The following is an 18,626-nucleotide window of genomic DNA, read 5'->3' as shown; positions in this document are numbered from 1 at the left end:
CCTTTCAGCGCCTCTAACGCAACACGCGCCTTGAACGCCGCGTCATGGTTCCTGCGTTTCTTCATGTTCTGATCTCCTCGTTCTTGGAGACCAGCAGACGTCAGATCGTAGCTTCCGTCACTGTCCGATTTTCGGGGAGTAGCTCAGTCTGCGCCAGAGTTAAGCCTGTTTTACGATATGATCGATCTCGCAAAGAGTATCTCGAGAGCAGACGCTGCAAAATCACCATTCGAACTGCTGTTGCCGGCAGCCCTAGCCCTGGGCGAAACGTCCGCCAAACGCACTATTGGTTAGTTCGAGCAGTTAATGAAACCAGCGTGAGCATTAACAGTCACCGCCGATAAGCCATCCTCTGTGCCCATCAACACAGGAGGTGCATCATGGAACACAACAAGACCGTCCCGACGCTTGTTCGCGGAAGCGAACTGGCGGAAATCGTCCCCTATAGCTTGAACCACATTCGGCGGCTGGAGGATGTCGGCCAGTTCCCCAAGCGTATCCGTATCGGCGCGAACCGGGTCGGCTGGGTTCGGGCCGAAGTCGAGCAGTGGCTCAACGACCGCATGGGGGTGCGCTGATCATGACCGACGAAACCAAAACCCCCCCGAACCCGTTTGCCCCGGAGGCTCTGCGGATCAGCGGCGCTATGGCAACCGGCGTGGGGGCTGAAAAGCTCCTACTGGTCATGAACGTCAAGAAGCCATCCAAGCAGGCCTTTGTTAGGGTGAACGACAACCCAGCCCTTCGTATTCCGATGGCGTTGCTCGACCTCAAGGAAGAACAGGAAATCTACGCGGTGACACCGGCTGTAGCAGAACAAGTACCTGGTGAGGTCAAGCTCGTCGAACTTCGTCTCGCTGTGACGCAGCAAGGAACGCCGTTTTTCTGGCCGGTCCCGTTGCCTCCGAACGACCGCGCGGACAATACATGGAACTTGACGGCCCGCACAGCAGCAGAACGGGCCGAGACGGCTTGGGTTCGCCTGACCGCCAATATGAGCGCTCAGTGCTATGACGTGCACGTTGCCCAATCTGCGGCGGCAGACCCCGTCTGGCCAGATAAGAAGTTGCAAGAGCTGCTTGCGATCGCCTTCGGCAATGGGCGCTTGATCGACAGCCTTGAGCACCCCGTGATCCGGCGCCTTCTCGGGAGGGCGTAAATCATGGAGGTATTCGAAGCCTACGGTTACCGGCACGTCTGGTGTATTGATTTTGAGTTTGTGGCCCTTCGGGGCCACAAACCACTCGTGGTTTGCATGGTTGCCAAGTGCTTGATCACGGGCAAGGCTCTGCACCTTTGGGGCGACGAGCTCGTGCACTGTCCGTTCAAATGTGGCGATGATGAAATCTTCGTCGCCTACTACGCAAGCGCAGAAACCAGCTGCTTTGATGCACTGGGCTGGCCGCCGCCCCGCCGCGTGCTTGACCTCTTTGCAGATTTCCGCCGCATCACCAATGGGCGCATCCCACTGCACGGGAATGGTCTGATCGGCGCACTCCTGTACTTCGGTCTGCCGTCGATCGGCGGCGAGGACAAGGAGGCGATGCGCACGCTCATCATGTCAGGCGGCCCGTGGAGCGATACGGAACGTGAGGCTATCCTGTCGTACTGCGAAAGCGATGTTGATGCTCTGGTGCGGCTCCTGCCGCGTCTGCTGCCCCTCTTTGGACAGGGGGAGGTTCAACTGGGACAGGCCTTTCTGCGCGGGCGCTACATGGCAGCACTCGGCGTCGTCGAAAACAATGGCGTGCCGATCGATGTGGCGCTCTTGGACCGGCTGATCGCCAACTGGGATGCGATCAAAGCCCGCCTGATTGCCGCCGTGGATGTAGACTACGGCGTCTATGACGGGACGCGCTTTGTGGAGCGGCGTTTTGAAAGCTATCTGGCGAAGCACAGCATTGCGTGGCCGCGCGCGCAGACGGGTAAGTTGCTCTTGGACGAGGACACGTTCCGCGATCAGGCCAAGGCCCACCCAGAGTTGCGCGCCCTCCACGAATTGCGCACGACCCTCGGCCAATTGCGCCTGAACAAGTTGAGCGTCGGCCCGGATGGCCGTTGTCGCACCCTGCTGTCCGCCTTCAGCGCAAAGACCTCACGCAACCAGCCCTCGACGACCGAGTTCATCTTCGGCCCCTCGCGCTGGATCCGGCACCTGATCAAGCCGGAAGCGGGGCGCGCCTTGGCCTATGTCGACTGGTCATCGCAGGAGTTGGCGATTGCCGGCGCCATGTCGGGCGACGTGCGGCTCTGGCAGGCCTATGAAGGCGGCGATCCCTACATCGGCTTTGCGATACAGGCAGGCATTGCACCGCAGGGGGCCACCAAGGCAAGCCATCCGACAGAGCGAGATCAGTGCAAGAGCATTGTCCTTGGCGTGAACTATGGGATGTCGGCGGCGGGTATTGCTGCCAAGTCCGGTATTCATGTTGACCGGGCTCGGGAACTCTTGCGCCTGCATCGGGCGACCTACCATGTCTTTTGGGCTTGGGCTGAGGCGAATGTCACGCACTGTCTCCTGGGTTATCCCCTCGAGACAGTCTTCGGTTGGCGCATCCACTTCCCTCCTAACAGCGGTGTGGAAATCAATACCCGGTCAATTTTGAACTGGCCGATGCAGGCCCACGGCGCAGAAATGATGCGCTTGGCGGTCTCGATGGCGATTGAGGCAGGCTTGATGATTTGCGCACCTGTCCACGACGCCTTGCTGCTCGAAGGGCCGGCCGACGAGATCGAGGCACAGGCCCAACGCTTGGCCCAGATTATGGGCGACGCCTCCGAGATTGTTCTAGGAAAGGGCAAACGTTGCAGGTCGGACATCAAGATCGTCCGCAGCCCCGACCGCTATGTCGATGACAAGGACGACGGCAAGTTCTTCGCCAAAGTGATGGCCCTGCTATCTGCGGCAGAGGCAGCGGCTCCATGATCCAACCGCCCCCCCGAATGCGGGGGGTGGGACCCCCCAAATTCAGGGGGTCCTTGGGGCCTATATCCATATCCGTATAATAGAGAGAGTAGGTCAGAATGGCTGATGACATCTTTGCCAAGTTCGCCATCCCAGACGAGTTCACCCTGCCAGAGGCGACAGCTAAGCCCAAGACCGGCAGGACAAAGCACTTCATCCCTGCGATCCCGCTTAGTGTGATCCTTGCGTGTGTAGAGGGTGGATGTGAGACGGCACTGCCCCTCATCCTTGCAATCCACCGACAGCTCACCATGACTCGGCGCGAGTGGACGCCACTCAACATGGCGATCTGGACTGCGGCGGGTAACCCGCCTGAAAAGAAGCGCGCTAAGATACTAGCGTCCCTTAAAGAACAGTCGGAGCTGATCATGATCCGCACCAAGAAGACGACCACAAGCCATTATGAAGTGGCCTATGGTGCGCTCTGGTTGGCTGAGGCCTAGTGTGCGGTGAAATTGTTCAGCGCGCCGAAATCTGCTGTTATACTAGCTATGTTAACTTCCCTGCATCGACGCCTCTCCGAGCTCGAAGTCCGTCGTCCCGCGCAGGGGGCGGTTCAGATGCGGGACACAAGACAGCTCGACCCTGCGGCGCTGGCGATGTGGCGTTCAGTCGGCATCGATCCGATTACCCGCATCAAACGAGGGACGATTGCACTTGAACTAGACGAACTTGTCCCGCCAATCCCTCTCAAGGAGTCCGTGGTCCAAGGCCCAACGCTCGATCTCCCTGAGATCACCCCTCACCTGCCGCCCCACCTTGGCCCGTGCTTTGGCCTCAGCGCGAGCCTCCTTTGTCAACCGCCCGTGCGTGGTCTTGGCCGCAACGATGCGGGCAATCCCCTCCTCGGTCCGTGGTCCGGTGCTCTTGCCCCCATGATTGGGGCAGCGCCCTGTACGGGCCACTGCGGGGCGTTGGCATGGGTCTCCGCCCTTGGTCCTTGCTCCACAGCGCTTGCCTTGCCAGTCAGGCCCGAAGCGTGTGGCGTTACCGATGATGTTGCCTTTTGTGAACTTCATTTGGCCCCCAAGTAATGAGTGTTATACTATAACACAAATGCATCGAGATGCGAGGGGCGTGGTTCTTGGTTCGCGGCTCAAGTTTCGAGGTTCGAGGTTCGAGGTTCGAGGTTCGAGGCGCGTGGACCACGGGCCTTGGGCCTTAAGTCATCGAGTTAAGTCGAACACCGGGAAATGCAGTTCTGGCACTATCGGGCGCGTGTGGAGCTGGCGGTGGCGCGATCTCGCGGATCGACAGCTTCTGCCGCAAATGCATCCGTCGGATGATGTTCAATAGTCCCATGTGGATCACTCCGTTGCCCCCGCCGCTCACCGCTTTGGGGAAAGGTTCACATGGCTCAGTTCTCAGTGAAAATTATCCGCCTAAACGGCGCAGTTCTGGATGAAAATCAACAGTCATCAGAGGAATGTAGAGACGACTGGCTCACCGGGCAACGGAAGTTCATCTGACACTGCCCATGTGCAGCATGTAAACCGCAGATCCACTTCAGGGTCGATGAAGTCAGTGCAGTCAGTAATGCCCCAAACACTGCGAAACCCGCCCCTGCCTGTCCTTTGTCGCGATAGAAAACCCCACGCCTTCCCTGTTGTACCTTTTGGCAGCATGGGCATCAAAGTGGTCTCTAACAGCGACTGGATCGGCACAAACAAGGCCATCAGCAATCTGGGCGAGCGCAATGCCTGCTGATTGGGCGTCAGCCAGGACTGCATCTAGGAACACCTGTGCTTCTGCAACATCGGGCGGGTAATAGCATCGTTGGAAGGTCCCTGAGGGTCGATAGCCATCCCTGAAGGCGGAAACTGTCGAGATAAAGTCGACGGGTGAAACAAAGAACGCTGGTGTAAACTCTAGAGAAACCACGTCCTCCCAGTAGAGAAAACGCGTGGACATACGGTTTCGATACCAAAGCCCTGATCTGCTCACAGGGTGTGAATGGAGTGAACCATCCTCAACCGTCGAAAACGTCAATCCGAAGCGCGCCCTGAACTGCGGATTGACCGTGTACCCAGCTTTTCCCCCAGCCCATCCCAAGACCCCAGCGTCTAGCAGCGCGCCGAGCAGGTTGGGGTGGCCTGCGGATTTGTTACTCAGAAAAAGGATGTCCTGTCGGCGGTGCGCGAGGATGAATGCTGCAATCGAGGCCTTTTGCTCTTCGCTGATGTCGAGCGAGCCATCTATCTTTCCTGTAACCAAAGCCACAGCGTCGACGGCTGCGTTGTTCGTTGGAATGACTGGATAGACCATGCCGAAAAATCCTCTTGAGAAAGTCCTTGTATCTAAGCAACCAAGCTTAGAGTGCACAGTGCAGGTCAAGAATGCCCATTTAGTGACCCAATTGGCTCATTACACAGCTTTGTGTGTCAAAATATTGACATGGATCAAACCGCGATCGCACGGATATCGCGTCCGTTGCGCGACATCATCAGCCTCAAACTGTTTGTGGTCACATCGCCCCCGATTTGAGCAGCAAAATTGACCACAATCCATGAGCTAGCCAAAACCGTGGGAATGGCCGAACGCCATGTCAGCCGGCAGTTGCGGCTGGCCTATCTGGCCCCCGAGGTGATGAAGCGCCTCACCTGCGGGCGCGAGGCTTCGGCGGTCAGTCTGTACGATCTGTGTTTTCTGGCGGGGACGGCTTGGGGAGAGCAGTTGGGGCGGGCCATTGGCGAGTGAAGGGCGAGATCGACGGGGGCGGCGCTGAGCAAATCGACAGATGCTGTGCATCTTACTCTATCATTTTCCAGAAGCGGCGATCGACCCGCTTTCACCTATCGGCATGCATTATCTTGATCGAAGCTTTGATCGAACCTAAGTCACCGGAGCCAAAGATTGTAAAGTGATGGAAATGTCAGATTTTGTCCTTTTTATCGGCCAAGCGGTTGTCGTTTCGGCCTGCATCGGCGCGCTGGTCATGGGGCTGTCACTTTACTTCAAGTGGCTGCCCCGCCTTGGGCCTCAACAAGCTGGTCTTCAAGTGCTGTCTGCCAAGGCCCTGTTCGAGGAAGGGCGCTATTACGACGTCTCGCTCTCCTCCGGTCAGCGCCTGCCGGCCTTGCAGTTTGAGGGTCTTGTGAAGACAGGCGTCGAGGAAGGTTGGTCCCTCAGCCAATTCGCCGCGATGCGTCGTGCCGATGGTGGCAAGGTGATCCTGCGGATCGACAGCGTGCGCGTGTTCGAGGAAGTCGCGCAGCCCCCGGTCGGAAGCTGACCCGCCATGTCCACCCAGATCGAACATGTAATCTATGGCACGCGAGAGCGACTAGAGCACTTTGCTGCCGATCTGCCCGCGGGGATCGCGGTCACACAGGTCCCGGACGGCCTTTTGCTGCGTGAAGTTCTGAGGGAAGAAGACGATGTTGATGTCGCCACAGCGAGGATGGAGGCGTGTACGCAGGAGCATGGCGTCGCATATGACGGGTATGGCCTATGGTTGAACGATGCGCTCAGTGACAACACGGACCGGGGTCGCAACATCCAGGCCCAGACATTTGCATCCAGGACTGGAATAAAGGCTGGGCACGGCTTTGCTTTCGCATTGCCGGATGGACGCTTTGGTCATGCAATCCACATCGGCAGTGACCGAAAGGGAATTCTTCTTCTCGAGATTACTGGGCTCGTGACCGACCGTCCTGCCAGCCAGGATGACCTGCGCGAGGCCCCAAGGCGGTATCGCCAGCCAATCCTTGTGTGGCACACACCCTTTGCCGTCTTGCCGCTTTCGGGCGCAAAGCCGCTTGCACAATTGCCCTGCGCGGTGCTGTTCCGCTGCATGGTAGGGTGGCCTGACCCGCAGGAGGTTGCGCGCCTTGAGACCCTGTTTGGTATATCGGGAACGGACAACCCCGCAGGTTGGAACAGCTTGCTCCTGGCCATGGCCGATGCGGGTGAACGCCTGACAGGTCTGCAGGGATTTAGTGTATGGACAGCCCGCGTCGGGCGCAACGGCCTGCTCAAGTTGGTCGAAGATTATGCAACGCACCCCTTCCCGAATACTGGCGACAGCCCGATGCCGTGGGAGCCTGTCGATATGAACGAAATCGTGGCCAGTCTGGCAGGTGCGCCGGACATGATAGCCGTTCGGGACAAGGTGACATGAGCGGGTCGGACCGGAATATCGTGCTGAGCCTGACCGGACCTGGTTCGGAGTAAAGCGATGTGCACCTTCATCACTTTGATCGCTGCGACCGATGACCTTAATCGGATGAATGCCATTCTTGCGACGCGGGACAAGCGCGGCCACACTCGTCGTGCTGAGAGGGTCAACACCCCCGGTCTGCGCGCGTGCATTGCGTCTGATGAGCAGGAATACTGGCTGACTCGTGTGCCGTGCGATTGCGGCACTTACCTCGGCAGTATCTTGCCGCGCGGTGACAGCACCGATGATGAAGTTGCGGCAGATATTGCGCGCTACCGCCGCAAGGGCTGGTCGGCGGCGCGAATTGCCCGTGCCATTGCCGACAAGGACCACGCTGCAGCCCGCCCTGCGCGCAACCCGCCGAACGAGGATGGCACCTACTGGATCGACGTGTTGACCGCCCTGGCGGAAGGTCTGGGTCTGCAGAAGGTCGGGCTCATGCATCATTTCTACGCCAAATCCCCCGGTATGGAGCCCGACATGGCAACTCGGCGGAACGCAGGACCGCTGTCCGAAGCTGCAACTGTGCTGGCACACATGGAGGACGGCGTCATTTATGATTTCCGAATTAGGGCGGCAAACCGATGAAACCCGACATGCTGGCCTTGGTTCCGCAATTGCGACTGATCGGTTTCGGTTCTTGGGATCCTCTTGGTCTGTCTGAGACGTGGGTAGAAGGTGACGTAACGACCGACGAATATCACAGCCAGCTAACAAGCGCATTCCGCAAGGCTAAAAACTTGGCTGACATCGGTGCCGTTTGGCCTTTCTCGCGCCGAAGGTACTGAGGCGGTTGACCTGCGGGCGCGAGGCCTCATCAGTAAGCTTGTATGATCCGTGTTTTCTGGTGGGCGCGGCTTGGCAGGAGCAGGTGGGGGCGGCGCTTGGAGACCGGCTGGAAGGAAGCGAACGGTGAAAGGATCAACTGCCGGGCTCCTCTGATGGATAATCTCTTGGCTCACTTTGAAGCCGTGGGAATGGGGACGATTGGTCAAGATGTTAGTCTAGCCATGCGCCCGGATCGCCTCATGGCAAGTTCCTCTGACAACGCCAGAAACCCAGAAGGCTCTACGTTGAAAGTTTCGCACCACTTGCGCGCTTTGGGTCGGGCACTGTGAGGTAGCCTTGCCGGTCAATCATAGCCAGATCAACCATCGACAGATCTTGTCGTAATGCCTTCGGAAGAGATCTCAGTGCTGCGGCAAGACAAGTGTTTATCGTCGGGGCAAGAGGCGCGAAGGCGGTAATAAATGGCAGGCCCGGCGACGGCTGGGTCCAACTCAGCACGCGCAGGCCACTGGTCCATGGGTCGAAGCGCAACATGTGCCGCCACGAAACCGCGTCTAGTCCGGCAATATCAGCCTCCCCTTCCGCCACCATTCGCGCAGAGGCAACATGCGCTCCGCTGATCTGAACCGCCCCGAAGGTTAAGCCCGCCTCCTGAGCGGCCACGAAAGGAGCGGCGTATCCGGACTGGGAATACAGGTCGTTGCAGGCAATCTTTGCACCTTGGAACTCGGCCAGACTTTGCCTCGGATCATCGCGGCGTACGATCAGTGCACTACGGTAATACCCCGGCGGACAATCATCCAGCCCGAAATCAGGCGTAGCGACAAGGGTCACGCTGTTCTTAAGGAAGTGCCTGAATGGATAGCCGCAGGTCTGGCTTAACAGAAGGTCTGGCCGTTTCCAAAAGGCAAGCAGACCATCCTCCACTACGGTAAGCGCATCCGGTACATCCTGCAAGCCCGCCACACGCAATCCATCGCGGGTTGCGGCCCAGAGCGCATCGAAAGCTGGGCGCAGCTCTGGTCGGTTGTACATCGGAAAAGCAGCAACCAGTCGGATCACGATTTTGTCCCCAAAGCACGCATCTGACCTAACAGGATGTCATCCACGATCACACCATCTGCTTCCGCCCTTGCACGATGGGCGTGGCGTCGGTCGCCTGGAATGCGGACACCAGGCTGGGCGGCCATATCTGCCAAAAGCCCGTCGATCCGCGCGGCAAACCCGGTTTGGCCAGGGTTGATCGCGATCAGAGTTTGGCCTAGCCGGGGCGGACCGCCAACATCATCACCGAGCGATGTCGCTTCATGTGAAAAATGCGCACCAGTCAGACCAGCGGCCAAAATCTCGACCATAAGCGCCAGCGCACCACCTTTGTGTCCGCCAGCCGGGGCGATGCTGCCCGAAAGTGCCGCCTGTGCATCAGTTGTACTCTGCCCTTCGGCGTCAAGCGCCCAATGCGGCGGGATTTGCTCGCCCTTGGCAGCAGCATTCGCAAGGTTGACGTAGGCGGTGGCCGAGGAGGAAGAATCAAGGATCAGAGGGGCGCCTTTGCGTGGAGCGGCCATGGACCATGGGTTGGTGCCAAAAAAGGGTGTCTTGCCACCCCAAGGCGCCATAGTCGACGAGGCATTGGCAAACATCAGTGCCACGAGCCCTTGCCGCGCGAGCCGTGCGGTGAAATAGCCTAGGACCCCGCAGGCATAGGCGTTGGTAACCCATAGCGTGGCAATACCTTGTGATCGAGCCGCGGCAATCAGCGCCGCCTCGCCCGCCTCATAGGCGGGGTGGGAAAACCCGTCGGCCGCATCCACCCGCACCACGCCGGGTGCAGGTAGGTCAAGTACAGGCACGGCCAACCCAGCAATCTTGCCGACCTTAAGATGGCCGCAATACCAGGGCAGATAGCCAAGACCGATGCCGCGCGTGCCCTCGGCCTCAGCGTCGCGGATCGATCGGGAGACCGCTGCTGCTTGCAACGGTGAGGCACCGCAGCCCGTTAGACAGTCATTGGCGAGAGTTTCGACAGCATTAAGCGAAAGCCTTAGGGTCATGTTGGTGCTTATCTCTTTCGGAAGGTGCTGCCATAGGTTGAACCGGGCGGGGCCGAAGCCCCAGCGGGGAAACGGCCTTCAGCCAAGTAACGTTCATGGCAGCGCTTCAGCGCCACCGGATCCAGTGTCACGCCAAGGCCGGGCCCTTCAGGCACGCGCACAACGCCAGATTTTGGCACGAAGGGGCCACCTTCGATCACGTCATCGGCATACCAACGGAAGAGGGTCTGACTGGCCCCGCGCACATGTTCAAGGGCGGCACTTAGATGCAGATAGGCGGCCGAGCCGACTCCAGTCTCGCCTGAGTGAAAGCGGAACCCGACACCCATCGCTGCGCAAGAGGCGACGAAGTCTGTCGCGCCGCGGATGCCGCCCAATTCGTTGATGTTTGTCACAATGGCATCAGGGCAACCCAGACGCGCTGCCTTAGTTAGATCGACGATATGGGTCGAGAACGAGCAGTCGAAATGCTGACGCAGCGCCGCCATCTCCTCATAACTTTCGCAGGGCTCCTCGAACCAGGTGATCTCAAAGGGCATGAGCCGGCGCAGGGCTTGGCGAGCAACAGGCAGGGTCCAGATACCATTGGCATCTAGCTGCATCGAACGTGTGCCGATGGCCGCACGAACCTCGGCGACCATGCGTAACTCTTCGTCAAAACTCACCGTGCCGACCTTACCTTCAAAAATGCGCGCATCATGATGCTCGATCATCCTGGCACAGAAACGAGCAATATCCGCTGGGCTGGCTTCGCCCGGTTCGTCCACGCCGGGGAGTCGATAACCGAAATATTCGGTCAGTTCGATCTCATGCCTGACTGCACCGCCCAGAAGCCTGAAGAGCGGCTGGTTTTCGGTGCGGGCGCGGGCATCCCACATCGCCATCTCTATGCCAGCGAAGACCCGGCGATGGGCCGTCACATTGTCCCAAGGCGTGTAGGACATGCCCGGAACGCAAGCCTTTGCGGCTGGGCCTATGTCGCGGATGTCGCGGCCAATCATCCGCTCAGCCATGCGCCCCACATCCCCCGCGCGGTCGCCGTCGGCGCATTCTCCCAACCCAATCACGCCATCTTCGGTCAAGAGCTCGATTACGGTCTTGGTTAGCGATCCGGTTGATCCATAGCTGAACCGATAAGGTGCGCGTAGCGGGATGTTGACCGGCGTCGCACGGATAGATCTGATCTTCATGACATGGTCCTGATGGGACTAGAAGCCCGGCAGCAGATTGCCCCTTGCACGCACATGGTATGCAAGGGGTCGGTGTCTTTCAGCGGTCCAGCCAGACAGCTTCTAAGTGCATCTCGCGCAAAGGATGGCGCTGATATCCCCGCACGGCCTCAACCCGATGCATAATCAACTGGCTCCAGTAGGGCTGGATGATCACGCCACTGTCCTGCAGCATCTTCTCCATCTCGGCCATCAATGGGCGCCGCTTGTCAGGATCGAAAATTCCCAACGCTTCGTCCAGCTTGGCATCAAAATCCGGGTTCGAATGTGCACTTTCGTTCCATGCTTCGCCCGTGCGGTAGGCCAAAGCATAGATCTGCACACCCAAAGGCCGTGCACCCCATGAAGTGGTTGAGAATGGGTACTTTGTCCAACCATCCCAAAATGTCGATCCAGGAAGGACTGTCCGTTTAACTTTGATGCCTGCGTCGCGCAACTGGCCTGCGATGGCATCCGATGTCGTGGCCATCAACCCTTCATCAAGCGAGATAAGCTCGATCTCTGTTTCAGCCTGGCCTGCTTCGGTCAACATGGCCATGGCTTTGGTCGGATCATGAAGCACTTTTGCGATCTGGGCATATTCGGGATGCACAGGTGCTACATGGTGGTTTTCGGCCACCGATCCCAAACCGGCCGCTCCCAGTTCCAGTACAACAGCATTGTCGACGGCAAGCTGGATCGCCTGCCGGACCTTCTGATCAGAGAAAGGGGCAGCCTGCGTATTCATGCGTGCCACCACTGTCGTCGCGGTCACGGCAGTTTCCCGAACCAGCCCTGCATTGTCATTGATCTGGGCAAAATCTGCGCTGGTGTCATCATTCATGTCGATCTCGCCGCCCGAGAAGGCCGCAAGGAACGCGGATTCGTCCGTCCCCAGATCCAAGAACTCGATCCCATCAAGAAGCGCCTCGCCACCCCACCAGGCGCCATTTTCGCGCCGTTTAAGCACGGCCTTCACCCCGACCTCAAACGACACAAGCTCAAATGCGCCCGTACCGATCGGGGCCTGTGCCAGATCGCCGCCGTCCGGGAAAGACGGATGAACGCAAAGCGCGGGGTAATCGCCGAAGCTCGGGATCAGCGTTATGTCGGGAGTGCGCAGGTTTAATTGTACCGTGAAATCATCCAGCTTCGCCACCGCGTCCTCGGCCGCCGTCTTGGCGTCGCCGTCCCGCAGCGCCGCCAGGCGTGCGGCCATCGAATTGCCCTCGACATTGGCATCGGCCATCCGGCGGATGTTGAAAATCACGTCATCGGCGGTGAACGCATCACCATTCGTCCAGGTTGCGTTTTGGCGCACCTTGAGTGTGTAGGTCTTCGCATCGTCCGACACCTCCCAGCTTTCCAGAAGCGAGGGCGTGAAGCTGCCGTCGGGTTGCCAACGCACCAAAGGTTCGCAGAATTGCCGGGCAACATTGGACTTTTGTGGCCAGTCGTAAACCCGTGGGTCATTGATTGCCAGCACTTGCTGGCCTACCCGTAGAACACCGCCGCGCTTGGGTGCCTGGGCATACGCCGGGTCGGACCAGCCTGTCAGGCCCGCCGCGGCCCCAAGCCCAAGCACGCTGGAAAGGGCAAGGAACTCACGCCGGTCGATCCTGCCTTCGGAGGCGGAGCGAGTAAGAGCCTCGAACAGTCTCTTTCGGGTCTCAGTCATGTTCTGGGTCATGGCGGGCTTTCCTTGGCTGGATGAGTTGGGAGGCAGTACACTCGTGCTGCGAGGTGGAACCAAACTGGCACCCCCCCCGCAACGCGCCAATTGACAAGTTCGACCTACAGCTTTTACCTGAAGTAAAAGAGGGGACTTCGATGCGTAACGCGCCTTCAATGACCGGTCTGCGCGCACTGGAGGCAGTTCTTCGCACCGGCTCACTCTCTTCCGCAGCCCGCGAACTCTGCGTCACGCCTGCCGCCATCAGCCATCGGCTCCGCGACCTAGAGGCCCGCTGCCGCGCGCCTCTAGTCTACAGGTCCGGCAACCGCTTTGAGCCGACAGAAACTGGCCGCGCCATCACTCTCACCTTAGGAGATGCCTTTCAACGCATCCGCCTAGCCGACGAACTTCTTCAGGATGGGCCGTCGGGTGAACTTCGCATCACGGCCTCCTACTCTTTCGCTGTGCTCTGGTTGATACCGCGTATCCCGATGCTGGAGAAACGGTTTCCCGAAACGGATTTGGTGATCGACCCAACCCATGATCCCCTTTTGCATGGCCCCTCCGATGTAACGATCGTCCATGCCGCGCATCGCCCAGAGGGTCCGGGATGGACGCTTCTCTTCGATGATCGATGCGCTGCAATCGCTAGACCAGAACATCCGTTCTTTGCTGCAGATCGTGGCAACATGCAGGATGTCCTCGACAGCAGATTGCTGCACATCGCTCATCAGAGGGGTCGCAACTGGGGCGAATATAGTTGGCGCGACTGGGCCATGCAGTTGGGTTTGTCAATGTCGGATGCCAAGATAAAAGGGCCGTCAGTCTCGGCCGAACATCTCGCGGCCGAGATGCTCCCGACATCCGACCTCTTCGCCTTGATCAGTGTGGTGAATGCGTCGGACTTACTTGCGTCAAAACGTCTGAGGGCCGTCGCAGGAAGCGAGGTCGCGACAGGATGCAGCTATTGGATAAGCAGTCGTTACGAAACCGGGCCAAGATCAACCCGCGCGAAGCGGCTCATCAATTTGATGATCGAAAAACTGAAGGGCTGAACGCCCGACAGAAGTTTAGCATTGACGTTGAATTGGCGGAACTCCACGTCAGCCGCCAGCTGCGTCTGGCCTATCTGGCGCCCGAGGTGCTGAAACGGCTGGTGTTTGGACGGGAAGTCACAGCCGTTGCGGTTATGTAGCTCACCAAGAGCGCCGCGTTGCCGTGGGTGGAACAGACAGGCGTCGTGTTTGGGACAACGAATAAACGCGATCTGCCCTTAGCTGCCGCCCAAGCGAACCCTCACGAAGGGGCAGTTCTACCCCAAAGTAAGCGCGCCGATGCGTGATCTATACTTGCAGAACTGGCGTTCAATATTCGACCCGCGAACGGAGGCAGTACAGGCTATTCAGCCCGCCTGGCTTGGGCTCACGCCGAGAGCAAATTCCATTGGCGGCAAGGATCGGCAGGTGGGCATCAGCACAGAAGGCGATGGCTATATCCGTCGGCTGCTGGTCTCTGGTGCCAGTGCCGTCATGCGATTTGCCCGACAGGGAGATTCCGGCAAAGCTTGGCTGGTGGGGCTCAAGGAGCGCAAGCGGGCGAAGGCTGCTGCAGTCGCCCAAGCCAACAAGACCGCTCGCATCGCCTGGGCGATCTTACGACGGAACGAGGTCTTCGCCGCCCGGGCCGCGTGATGGCACGAGACTGGCGAAACTGAATACGTCGAGGCTGATGAAAGATGACAAACCGGTCGAACCGGGGAGCAGGACACCCCAGGGGGCAAGGCGCCAAATCGAGCACGTAATTTTGATTGGGAACTGGTCTGCGGATTTCATCTGGGCCAGCGGCTATGCCGCGCAAAACAGGCCGTAGACATGACTACTTTCGGCAAATACTCGTCAAAATTCCAGATTGCGCATCAGGGGCCGTCCAACGATCCGCGGTCGGAATGGTGAACCAGCCCCAGTGCAGCGTTGCGAGTCGTCAGAGTACGGCGCAGGGCTTCGACGGAAAGGTCAAGTGTCATAGGTTTTCGGCAATTAGGACTTCGATCCGGATCCGTTCCTGAGAGGCAAGAAGGGCCCTGTTTTCGCATTTTGCGCGTAGAATTCGAACCGCGCTGCGGACAAGATGCCCAGGGTCTTGATGGATCACCGCATCGATCAGACCCTGGCGCAGTGCGTTCTCGGTCGACGCTGTGCGTTCATGCGCGATCGTGACGCGACCTGAGGTAGCCTTCAACAAACGCGCAACCTCGATCGGGATTTGCGCATGTGCACCCATAAGGTACAGCCCGACGACATCGTCATGCGCCTGCAGGGCGGAGGTCTTCGACATTGCGCAGCGACAGCGGGAAGAGGATGTACAGCACCACCGTCAGGCGGATGATCTCTGGGCTCGTCTTGAAGTAGCGAAAGGGTGAGCGATTGGTCATCCAACTAGGCTAGCGGCCCACCCTGCCCCGCGGCAACCCAAGTTTCTCTGACAACACCTCCAACCCGGCTCATCAATGATTCATTTTTTGCACTAATATCATAAGCGCTTTTGCATCATCTTGAGCTTTTTCTAGAATTGTCAAATATGCATCCTCGTCAAATGTTTCACCGTTACCTTCCGGAAACAGGTCTATCAGCACCGTGATCATGTTCTTCAATGACCGCACCAAGTCCTCAACGTCTTCGTAAGCAGATTTCTTATTCACGACTTCAGTGCCCCTGTTCCAAGATATGCGCCAAAAATGGCGGAGAAATACAATCGAAGTGCGTATCGAAAGTGCCTGAATGACCATGCCGCTCTCGATTCGAATCCCGACTCGTCTATAAAGAGACAATATATTACTGTGGGCGTCAGAAGCTGACGTGGAGCGGGCGATGGCATTTAGAAAAGCTCAAGAGTTGTTGCGCTTGGCGGAAATGGCGGGCTCACGTTACCGAGGCGTAAGCCTAAACGATGTATGCGATGTCTTCGGTGTCAACCAGAGAACGGCCCAACGCATGATCCGGGAATTTGAGGAAGCATTCCCTTCTTATACTTGCTCCACCGATAGTGAACGACGGCGCTGGTGGAAGATCAGCGATATGACAATGACCCGCATGCAAGGCGTGCGCGACAGCGAATTGGCAGCATTGGATATGGCGATACGTCGCGCGCAACGCGATAGCGCCGAACTCGACGTAAGGGCACTTTCCTCCTTGCGTGACAGGCTGCTAGCCAGCATGCCGTCAACACATGCGCGGCGCGCGGAGGCAGATGCAGCTGCAATGTTGGAGGCGCAGGGATTTGCTTGTCGCCCAGGGCCAAAAGCCAAGGTATCGCCTAACGTCATGGGCGCGATTGCTGCGGGGATTAAAGCACCGTTTTCACTAGAAATGACATATATGGGTGCTCGGGATACTGAACCTAGGGCCCGAAGGGTCGAGCCGTACGGACTGCTGATGGGGACGCGGCAGTATCTGGTGGCGAGAGATATCGAAAATGGACGAAGTTATCGTAGATACCGGATCGACCGCATCAGAAGCGCAAACGTAACGGGGCAATCATTCACCCGTGACCCGGATTTTGATCTGAACTCTTTTTCGGCTCGGGCCTTTGGCTCTTTCCACACTGAAGCTGAGTATGGGCAAGTCGTCTGGCGGTTTAAGCCTAGCGCAGCAGCCGTCGCGCGAGAGTTCGAGTTTCATCCGTCGCAGACAATTAGCGAGGAGCCCGATGGAAGCTTGCGCGTCGAATTTGTGGCTTCAGGCTGGATCGAAATGATCTGGCATCTCTACCAATGGGGCGACCAGGTGGAGGTCGTTGCACCAACCGAGCTGAGACGCATGATAGACGACTTTCAGCGCGGAGCTGTCCAAGTCCGACCTTGACTTAGGCCCACTTCGAATTTGTGTCGCCCAACTTTCCCTATCTGAGTCAGAATTTGAGCGAGGGCCACAAAAGCGCAAACAACATGCGCATTTACCATTTCAACTAGTCAGATCGAGCGTATCGCCGGCGGATGTCGCCCCACCCTCTTGAAAGATCGAGATGCGATACGACAGGTCCCATCTTCATGAAGATCGGTGGATGGGTCGTTTACCGATCAGAAAACATTGACGCTTTCGAGATAGCTTCTCACAGGCCGAGGGTGGTCATAGTGGCGTCAAATGTCGGCAATGCACACTGGGTGGCCACAAAGCAGCGTGGGGCCACAACGTTGAAAACATAGGCTTTGACAGGGGCTAGGGGGATCGGCGTTTTGTATTCATTCTTGTAGTACCGGCATCTGACTTTTCGCAAACCTGCGAAGGTTGTTCGTCAATCGGCGTGGTTACCAGCGGAACAGAGGCAGTTTTCAACCCTCTGTATCTTTTCACCTTTGTCGGACCCTGCGGAATGGAGCGGGCTCTAGCGTGGTTATTCGCAATTCTGCGCAATGGCGGAGCGACTGGGTTGCGAACCGCGGGGGCGGGTTCTTCCAACTGAACCGAATTGCCCGCCTCTGAATTTGTCGATCTAGCATCTGTAGCTGTCTTTCAGGAAGGCGGGGGCCGTTTCAGCCCCCCCCCGGGGGGGGGGCGGGGTCCAAGGGCCGATGTCATTTGGCCCGAAGGGACCCGTAATTGGATAACCAGGCACCAACAAACACGCATTAACGGCCGAACGCTCATCTGGCGGGGATCAGGGCAACCCCCTCACGGCTGCTTGATGGCCGTTGTTTATGGCGAACTGCATTTTCGGCCATCGTCAAGCAACATCCCAACGCGGCAATGGACGCGGCAATTTCTTGTGGCCATGAACAACGAAGCCTCCCGTGTGGGAGGCATATGTGATTGTTTTTGCTTATAAAAATTTTGGTTGCGGGGGCAGGATTTGAACCTGCGGCCTTCAGGTTATGAGCCTGACGAGCTACCGGGCTGCTCCACCCCGCGTCCGAGCCTTCCGGGGATATGTTTGGAAGGGTTTTGTTTCTTGAGATCGTTTATTGAGAGTTGTCTCTTTTTAGGTTTGGCGGTGACCTACTCTCCCACGTCTTAAGACGCAGTACCATTGGCGCGACGGCACTTAACTGCCGAGTTCGGGAAGGGATCGGGTGTTTTGCTCGTGCTATAGCCACCAAACCGAAGAAGAGACATGCCTGACTTCCTATTAAGGAAGGGGCAAACATCAGTGTTGTTCCAAGTCTAGGCTGCAATCGGGTTTCGATTTGCAGCCATGTGTTTGCTTTTGATTGTCCGTAAGGCCTTTGTCTGGCTGTTACTGGATCAAATCAAGCCTATCGAGCAATTAGTACCGGTCAGCTGAATGCATTGCTGCACTTACACCTCCGGCCTATCGACGTGGTGGTCTTCCACGGCTCTCAAGGGAGACCTTGTTTTGAAGGGGGCTTCACGCTTAGATGCCTTCAGCGTTTATCCTGTCCGAACATAGCTACCCAGCACTACCGTTGGCACGATAACTGGTCCACCAGTGGTTCGTTCACCCCGGTCCTCTCGTACTAGGGGCAACTCTTCTCAAGTCTCCTACACCCACGGCAGATAGGGACCGAACTGTCTCACGACGTTCTAAACCCAGCTCACGTACCTCTTTAAATGGCGAACAGCCATACCCTTGGGACCTGCTCCAGCCCCAGGATGAGATGAGCCGACATCGAGGTGCCAAACGATGCCGTCGATATGGACTCTTGGGCATCATCAGCCTGTTATCCCCAGCGTACCTTTTATCCGTTGAGCGATGGCCCTCCCACTTGGGACCACCGGATCACTATGACCGACTTTCGTCTCTGCTCGTCTTGTCAGACTTG

19 protein-coding genes, 1 tRNA gene, 2 rRNA genes and 2 pseudogenes (1 of these 24 running past the window's edge) are annotated in these 18,626 nt (G+C 57.9%); 12 read left to right on the top strand and 12 right to left on the bottom strand.

Features of this window, described 5'->3' with window-relative positions; all coding sequences use genetic code 11:
* Nucleotides 1-380: 380 nt before the first annotated feature.
* From AC72UB_RS02705 to AC72UB_RS02690, 4 genes are all read left to right on the top strand, one after another.
* Nucleotides 381-578 carry a helix-turn-helix transcriptional regulator gene (locus tag AC72UB_RS02705; RefSeq protein WP_505188386.1) on the top strand — a complete coding sequence of 66 codons (198 nt, stop codon included), beginning with the start codon at nt 381-383 and terminating at the stop codon, nt 576-578.
* Nucleotides 579-580: 2 nt separating this feature from the next.
* Nucleotides 581-1,159 carry a hypothetical protein gene (locus AC72UB_RS02700; RefSeq protein ID WP_505188385.1) on the top strand — a complete coding sequence of 193 codons (579 nt, stop codon included), beginning with the start codon at nt 581-583 and terminating at the stop codon, nt 1,157-1,159.
* 3 nt (nt 1,160-1,162) lie between these two features.
* A complete protein-coding gene (locus AC72UB_RS02695; RefSeq protein ID WP_505188384.1) occupies nt 1,163-2,926 on the top strand; it encodes a DNA polymerase in 1,764 nt (587 codons plus the stop codon).
* 98 nt (nt 2,927-3,024) lie between these two features.
* Nucleotides 3,025-3,408, top strand: coding sequence for a hypothetical protein (locus AC72UB_RS02690; RefSeq protein ID WP_505188383.1), 384 nt, complete (start codon nt 3,025-3,027; stop codon nt 3,406-3,408).
* A gap of 219 nt (nt 3,409-3,627) precedes the next feature.
* On the opposite strand, the gene AC72UB_RS02685 is transcribed toward AC72UB_RS02690, so the two are convergent.
* Both AC72UB_RS02685 and AC72UB_RS02680 read right to left on the bottom strand, forming a co-directional pair.
* A complete protein-coding gene (locus AC72UB_RS02685) occupies nt 3,628-3,984 on the bottom strand; it encodes an HGGxSTG domain-containing protein (protein ID WP_505188382.1) in 357 nt (118 codons plus the stop codon).
* A 511-nt stretch (nt 3,985-4,495) separates the two neighbouring features.
* Nucleotides 4,496-5,230, bottom strand: coding sequence for a hypothetical protein (locus AC72UB_RS02680; RefSeq protein ID WP_505188381.1), 735 nt, complete (start codon nt 5,228-5,230; stop codon nt 4,496-4,498).
* Nucleotides 5,231-5,494: 264 nt separating this feature from the next.
* On the opposite strand from AC72UB_RS02680, the gene AC72UB_RS02675 reads away from it, so the two are divergent.
* From AC72UB_RS02675 to AC72UB_RS02655, 5 genes are all read left to right on the top strand, one after another.
* A complete protein-coding gene (locus AC72UB_RS02675) occupies nt 5,495-5,662 on the top strand; it encodes a hypothetical protein (RefSeq protein WP_505188380.1) in 168 nt (55 codons plus the stop codon).
* A gap of 172 nt (nt 5,663-5,834) precedes the next feature.
* Nucleotides 5,835-6,197, top strand: coding sequence for a hypothetical protein (locus AC72UB_RS02670; RefSeq protein WP_505188379.1), 363 nt, complete (start codon nt 5,835-5,837; stop codon nt 6,195-6,197).
* Between the two features lie 6 nt (nt 6,198-6,203).
* Nucleotides 6,204-7,085 (top strand): hypothetical protein, encoded by an 882-nt coding sequence (locus tag AC72UB_RS02665; protein WP_505188378.1) that lies wholly within the window; start codon nt 6,204-6,206, stop codon nt 7,083-7,085.
* A 57-nt stretch (nt 7,086-7,142) separates the two neighbouring features.
* A complete protein-coding gene (locus AC72UB_RS02660) occupies nt 7,143-7,712 on the top strand; it encodes a hypothetical protein (RefSeq protein WP_505188377.1) in 570 nt (189 codons plus the stop codon).
* Nucleotides 7,709-7,912, top strand: coding sequence for a hypothetical protein (locus AC72UB_RS02655; protein ID WP_505188376.1), 204 nt, complete (start codon nt 7,709-7,711; stop codon nt 7,910-7,912). Before AC72UB_RS02660 ends, AC72UB_RS02655 begins: the two co-directional genes overlap by 4 nt.
* Before the next feature lie 280 nt (nt 7,913-8,192).
* Here AC72UB_RS02655 and AC72UB_RS02650 read toward each other — a convergent pair whose 3' ends face one another.
* The 4 genes from AC72UB_RS02650 to AC72UB_RS02635 form a co-directional block, all read right to left on the bottom strand.
* A complete protein-coding gene (locus tag AC72UB_RS02650; RefSeq protein WP_505188375.1) occupies nt 8,193-8,975 on the bottom strand; it encodes a phosphate/phosphite/phosphonate ABC transporter substrate-binding protein in 783 nt (260 codons plus the stop codon).
* Nucleotides 8,972-9,967 (bottom strand): Ldh family oxidoreductase, encoded by a 996-nt coding sequence (locus AC72UB_RS02645; protein ID WP_505188374.1) that lies wholly within the window; start codon nt 9,965-9,967, stop codon nt 8,972-8,974. Before AC72UB_RS02645 ends, AC72UB_RS02650 begins: the two co-directional genes overlap by 4 nt.
* An 8-nt stretch (nt 9,968-9,975) precedes the next feature.
* Nucleotides 9,976-11,157 carry a mandelate racemase/muconate lactonizing enzyme family protein gene (locus AC72UB_RS02640; RefSeq protein WP_505188373.1) on the bottom strand — a complete coding sequence of 394 codons (1,182 nt, stop codon included), beginning with the start codon at nt 11,155-11,157 and terminating at the stop codon, nt 9,976-9,978.
* 79 nt (nt 11,158-11,236) lie between these two features.
* A complete protein-coding gene (locus AC72UB_RS02635; protein ID WP_505188372.1) occupies nt 11,237-12,865 on the bottom strand; it encodes an ABC transporter substrate-binding protein in 1,629 nt (542 codons plus the stop codon).
* Nucleotides 12,866-13,005: 140 nt separating this feature from the next.
* On the opposite strand from AC72UB_RS02635, the gene AC72UB_RS02630 reads away from it, so the two are divergent.
* Nucleotides 13,006-13,905: a LysR family transcriptional regulator gene (locus AC72UB_RS02630; RefSeq protein ID WP_505188371.1), complete on the top strand. Its 900-nt coding sequence runs from the start codon at nt 13,006-13,008 to the stop codon at nt 13,903-13,905.
* A 354-nt stretch (nt 13,906-14,259) separates the two neighbouring features.
* Nucleotides 14,260-14,541, top strand: a pseudogene (locus AC72UB_RS02625) (transposase); the annotation flags it as partial.
* 328 nt (nt 14,542-14,869) lie between these two features.
* Here the strand turns inward: AC72UB_RS02625 and AC72UB_RS02620 are convergent.
* The 3 genes and pseudogenes from AC72UB_RS02620 to AC72UB_RS02610 form a co-directional block, all read right to left on the bottom strand.
* The gene (locus AC72UB_RS02620) at nt 14,870-15,184 is read right to left on the bottom strand and encodes a hypothetical protein (RefSeq protein WP_505188370.1); all 315 of its coding nucleotides are present in this window, start codon (nt 15,182-15,184) and stop codon (nt 14,870-14,872) included.
* Nucleotides 15,171-15,281: pseudogene (locus AC72UB_RS02615) on the bottom strand (IS6 family transposase); the annotation flags it as partial. The gene AC72UB_RS02620 and the pseudogene AC72UB_RS02615, both read right to left, overlap by 14 nt.
* Before the next feature lie 72 nt (nt 15,282-15,353).
* A complete protein-coding gene (locus AC72UB_RS02610; RefSeq protein ID WP_505188369.1) occupies nt 15,354-15,635 on the bottom strand; it encodes a hypothetical protein in 282 nt (93 codons plus the stop codon).
* An 82-nt stretch (nt 15,636-15,717) separates the two neighbouring features.
* On the opposite strand from AC72UB_RS02610, the gene AC72UB_RS02605 reads away from it, so the two are divergent.
* Nucleotides 15,718-16,710 carry a helix-turn-helix transcriptional regulator gene (locus AC72UB_RS02605; RefSeq protein WP_505188368.1) on the top strand — a complete coding sequence of 331 codons (993 nt, stop codon included), beginning with the start codon at nt 15,718-15,720 and terminating at the stop codon, nt 16,708-16,710.
* Nucleotides 16,711-17,677: 967 nt separating this feature from the next.
* On the opposite strand, the gene AC72UB_RS02600 is transcribed toward AC72UB_RS02605, so the two are convergent.
* The 3 genes from AC72UB_RS02600 to AC72UB_RS02590 form a co-directional block, all read right to left on the bottom strand.
* A tRNA-Met gene (locus AC72UB_RS02600) sits at nt 17,678-17,754 on the bottom strand.
* A gap of 74 nt (nt 17,755-17,828) precedes the next feature.
* A 5S ribosomal RNA gene (rrf, locus tag AC72UB_RS02595) occupies nt 17,829-17,943 on the bottom strand.
* Between the two features lie 145 nt (nt 17,944-18,088).
* Nucleotides 18,089-18,626 (bottom strand): 23S ribosomal RNA (locus AC72UB_RS02590); it runs 2,295 nt beyond the window's last position.

This window comes from Allotabrizicola aquatica (SeqCode) (assembly GCF_965194375.1).
GTDB classification, from domain to species: domain Bacteria; phylum Pseudomonadota; class Alphaproteobacteria; order Rhodobacterales; family Rhodobacteraceae; genus Tabrizicola_A; species Tabrizicola_A aquatica.
The sequence above is the reverse complement of the archived record's forward strand: the minus strand, read 5'-3'. Positions and strand labels throughout refer to the sequence as shown.

Coding starts and splice junctions, on each gene's coding strand:
- AC72UB_RS02680 (WP_505188381.1), bottom strand. CDS start 5,230: ATGGTCTATCCAGTCATTCCAACGAACAACGCAGCCGTCGACGCTGTG.
- AC72UB_RS02635 (WP_505188372.1), bottom strand. CDS start 12,865: ATGACCCAGAACATGACTGAGACCCGAAAGAGACTGTTCGAGGCTCTT.
- AC72UB_RS02640 (WP_505188373.1), bottom strand. CDS start 11,157: ATGAAGATCAGATCTATCCGTGCGACGCCGGTCAACATCCCGCTACGC.
- AC72UB_RS02665 (WP_505188378.1), top strand. CDS start 6,204: ATGTCCACCCAGATCGAACATGTAATCTATGGCACGCGAGAGCGACTA.
- AC72UB_RS02655 (WP_505188376.1), top strand. CDS start 7,709: ATGAAACCCGACATGCTGGCCTTGGTTCCGCAATTGCGACTGATCGGT.
- AC72UB_RS02690 (WP_505188383.1), top strand. CDS start 3,025: ATGGCTGATGACATCTTTGCCAAGTTCGCCATCCCAGACGAGTTCACC.
- AC72UB_RS02695 (WP_505188384.1), top strand. CDS start 1,163: ATGGAGGTATTCGAAGCCTACGGTTACCGGCACGTCTGGTGTATTGAT.
- AC72UB_RS02675 (WP_505188380.1), top strand. CDS start 5,495: ATGGCCGAACGCCATGTCAGCCGGCAGTTGCGGCTGGCCTATCTGGCC.
- AC72UB_RS02670 (WP_505188379.1), top strand. CDS start 5,835: ATGTCAGATTTTGTCCTTTTTATCGGCCAAGCGGTTGTCGTTTCGGCC.
- AC72UB_RS02685 (WP_505188382.1), bottom strand. CDS start 3,984: ATGAAGTTCACAAAAGGCAACATCATCGGTAACGCCACACGCTTCGGG.
- AC72UB_RS02630 (WP_505188371.1), top strand. CDS start 13,006: ATGCGTAACGCGCCTTCAATGACCGGTCTGCGCGCACTGGAGGCAGTT.
- AC72UB_RS02700 (WP_505188385.1), top strand. CDS start 581: ATGACCGACGAAACCAAAACCCCCCCGAACCCGTTTGCCCCGGAGGCT.
- AC72UB_RS02645 (WP_505188374.1), bottom strand. CDS start 9,967: ATGACCCTAAGGCTTTCGCTTAATGCTGTCGAAACTCTCGCCAATGAC.
- AC72UB_RS02705 (WP_505188386.1), top strand. CDS start 381: ATGGAACACAACAAGACCGTCCCGACGCTTGTTCGCGGAAGCGAACTG.
- AC72UB_RS02620 (WP_505188370.1), bottom strand. CDS start 15,184: ATGTCGAAGACCTCCGCCCTGCAGGCGCATGACGATGTCGTCGGGCTG.
- AC72UB_RS02605 (WP_505188368.1), top strand. CDS start 15,718: ATGGCATTTAGAAAAGCTCAAGAGTTGTTGCGCTTGGCGGAAATGGCG.
- AC72UB_RS02660 (WP_505188377.1), top strand. CDS start 7,143: ATGTGCACCTTCATCACTTTGATCGCTGCGACCGATGACCTTAATCGG.
- AC72UB_RS02610 (WP_505188369.1), bottom strand. CDS start 15,635: ATGGTCATTCAGGCACTTTCGATACGCACTTCGATTGTATTTCTCCGC.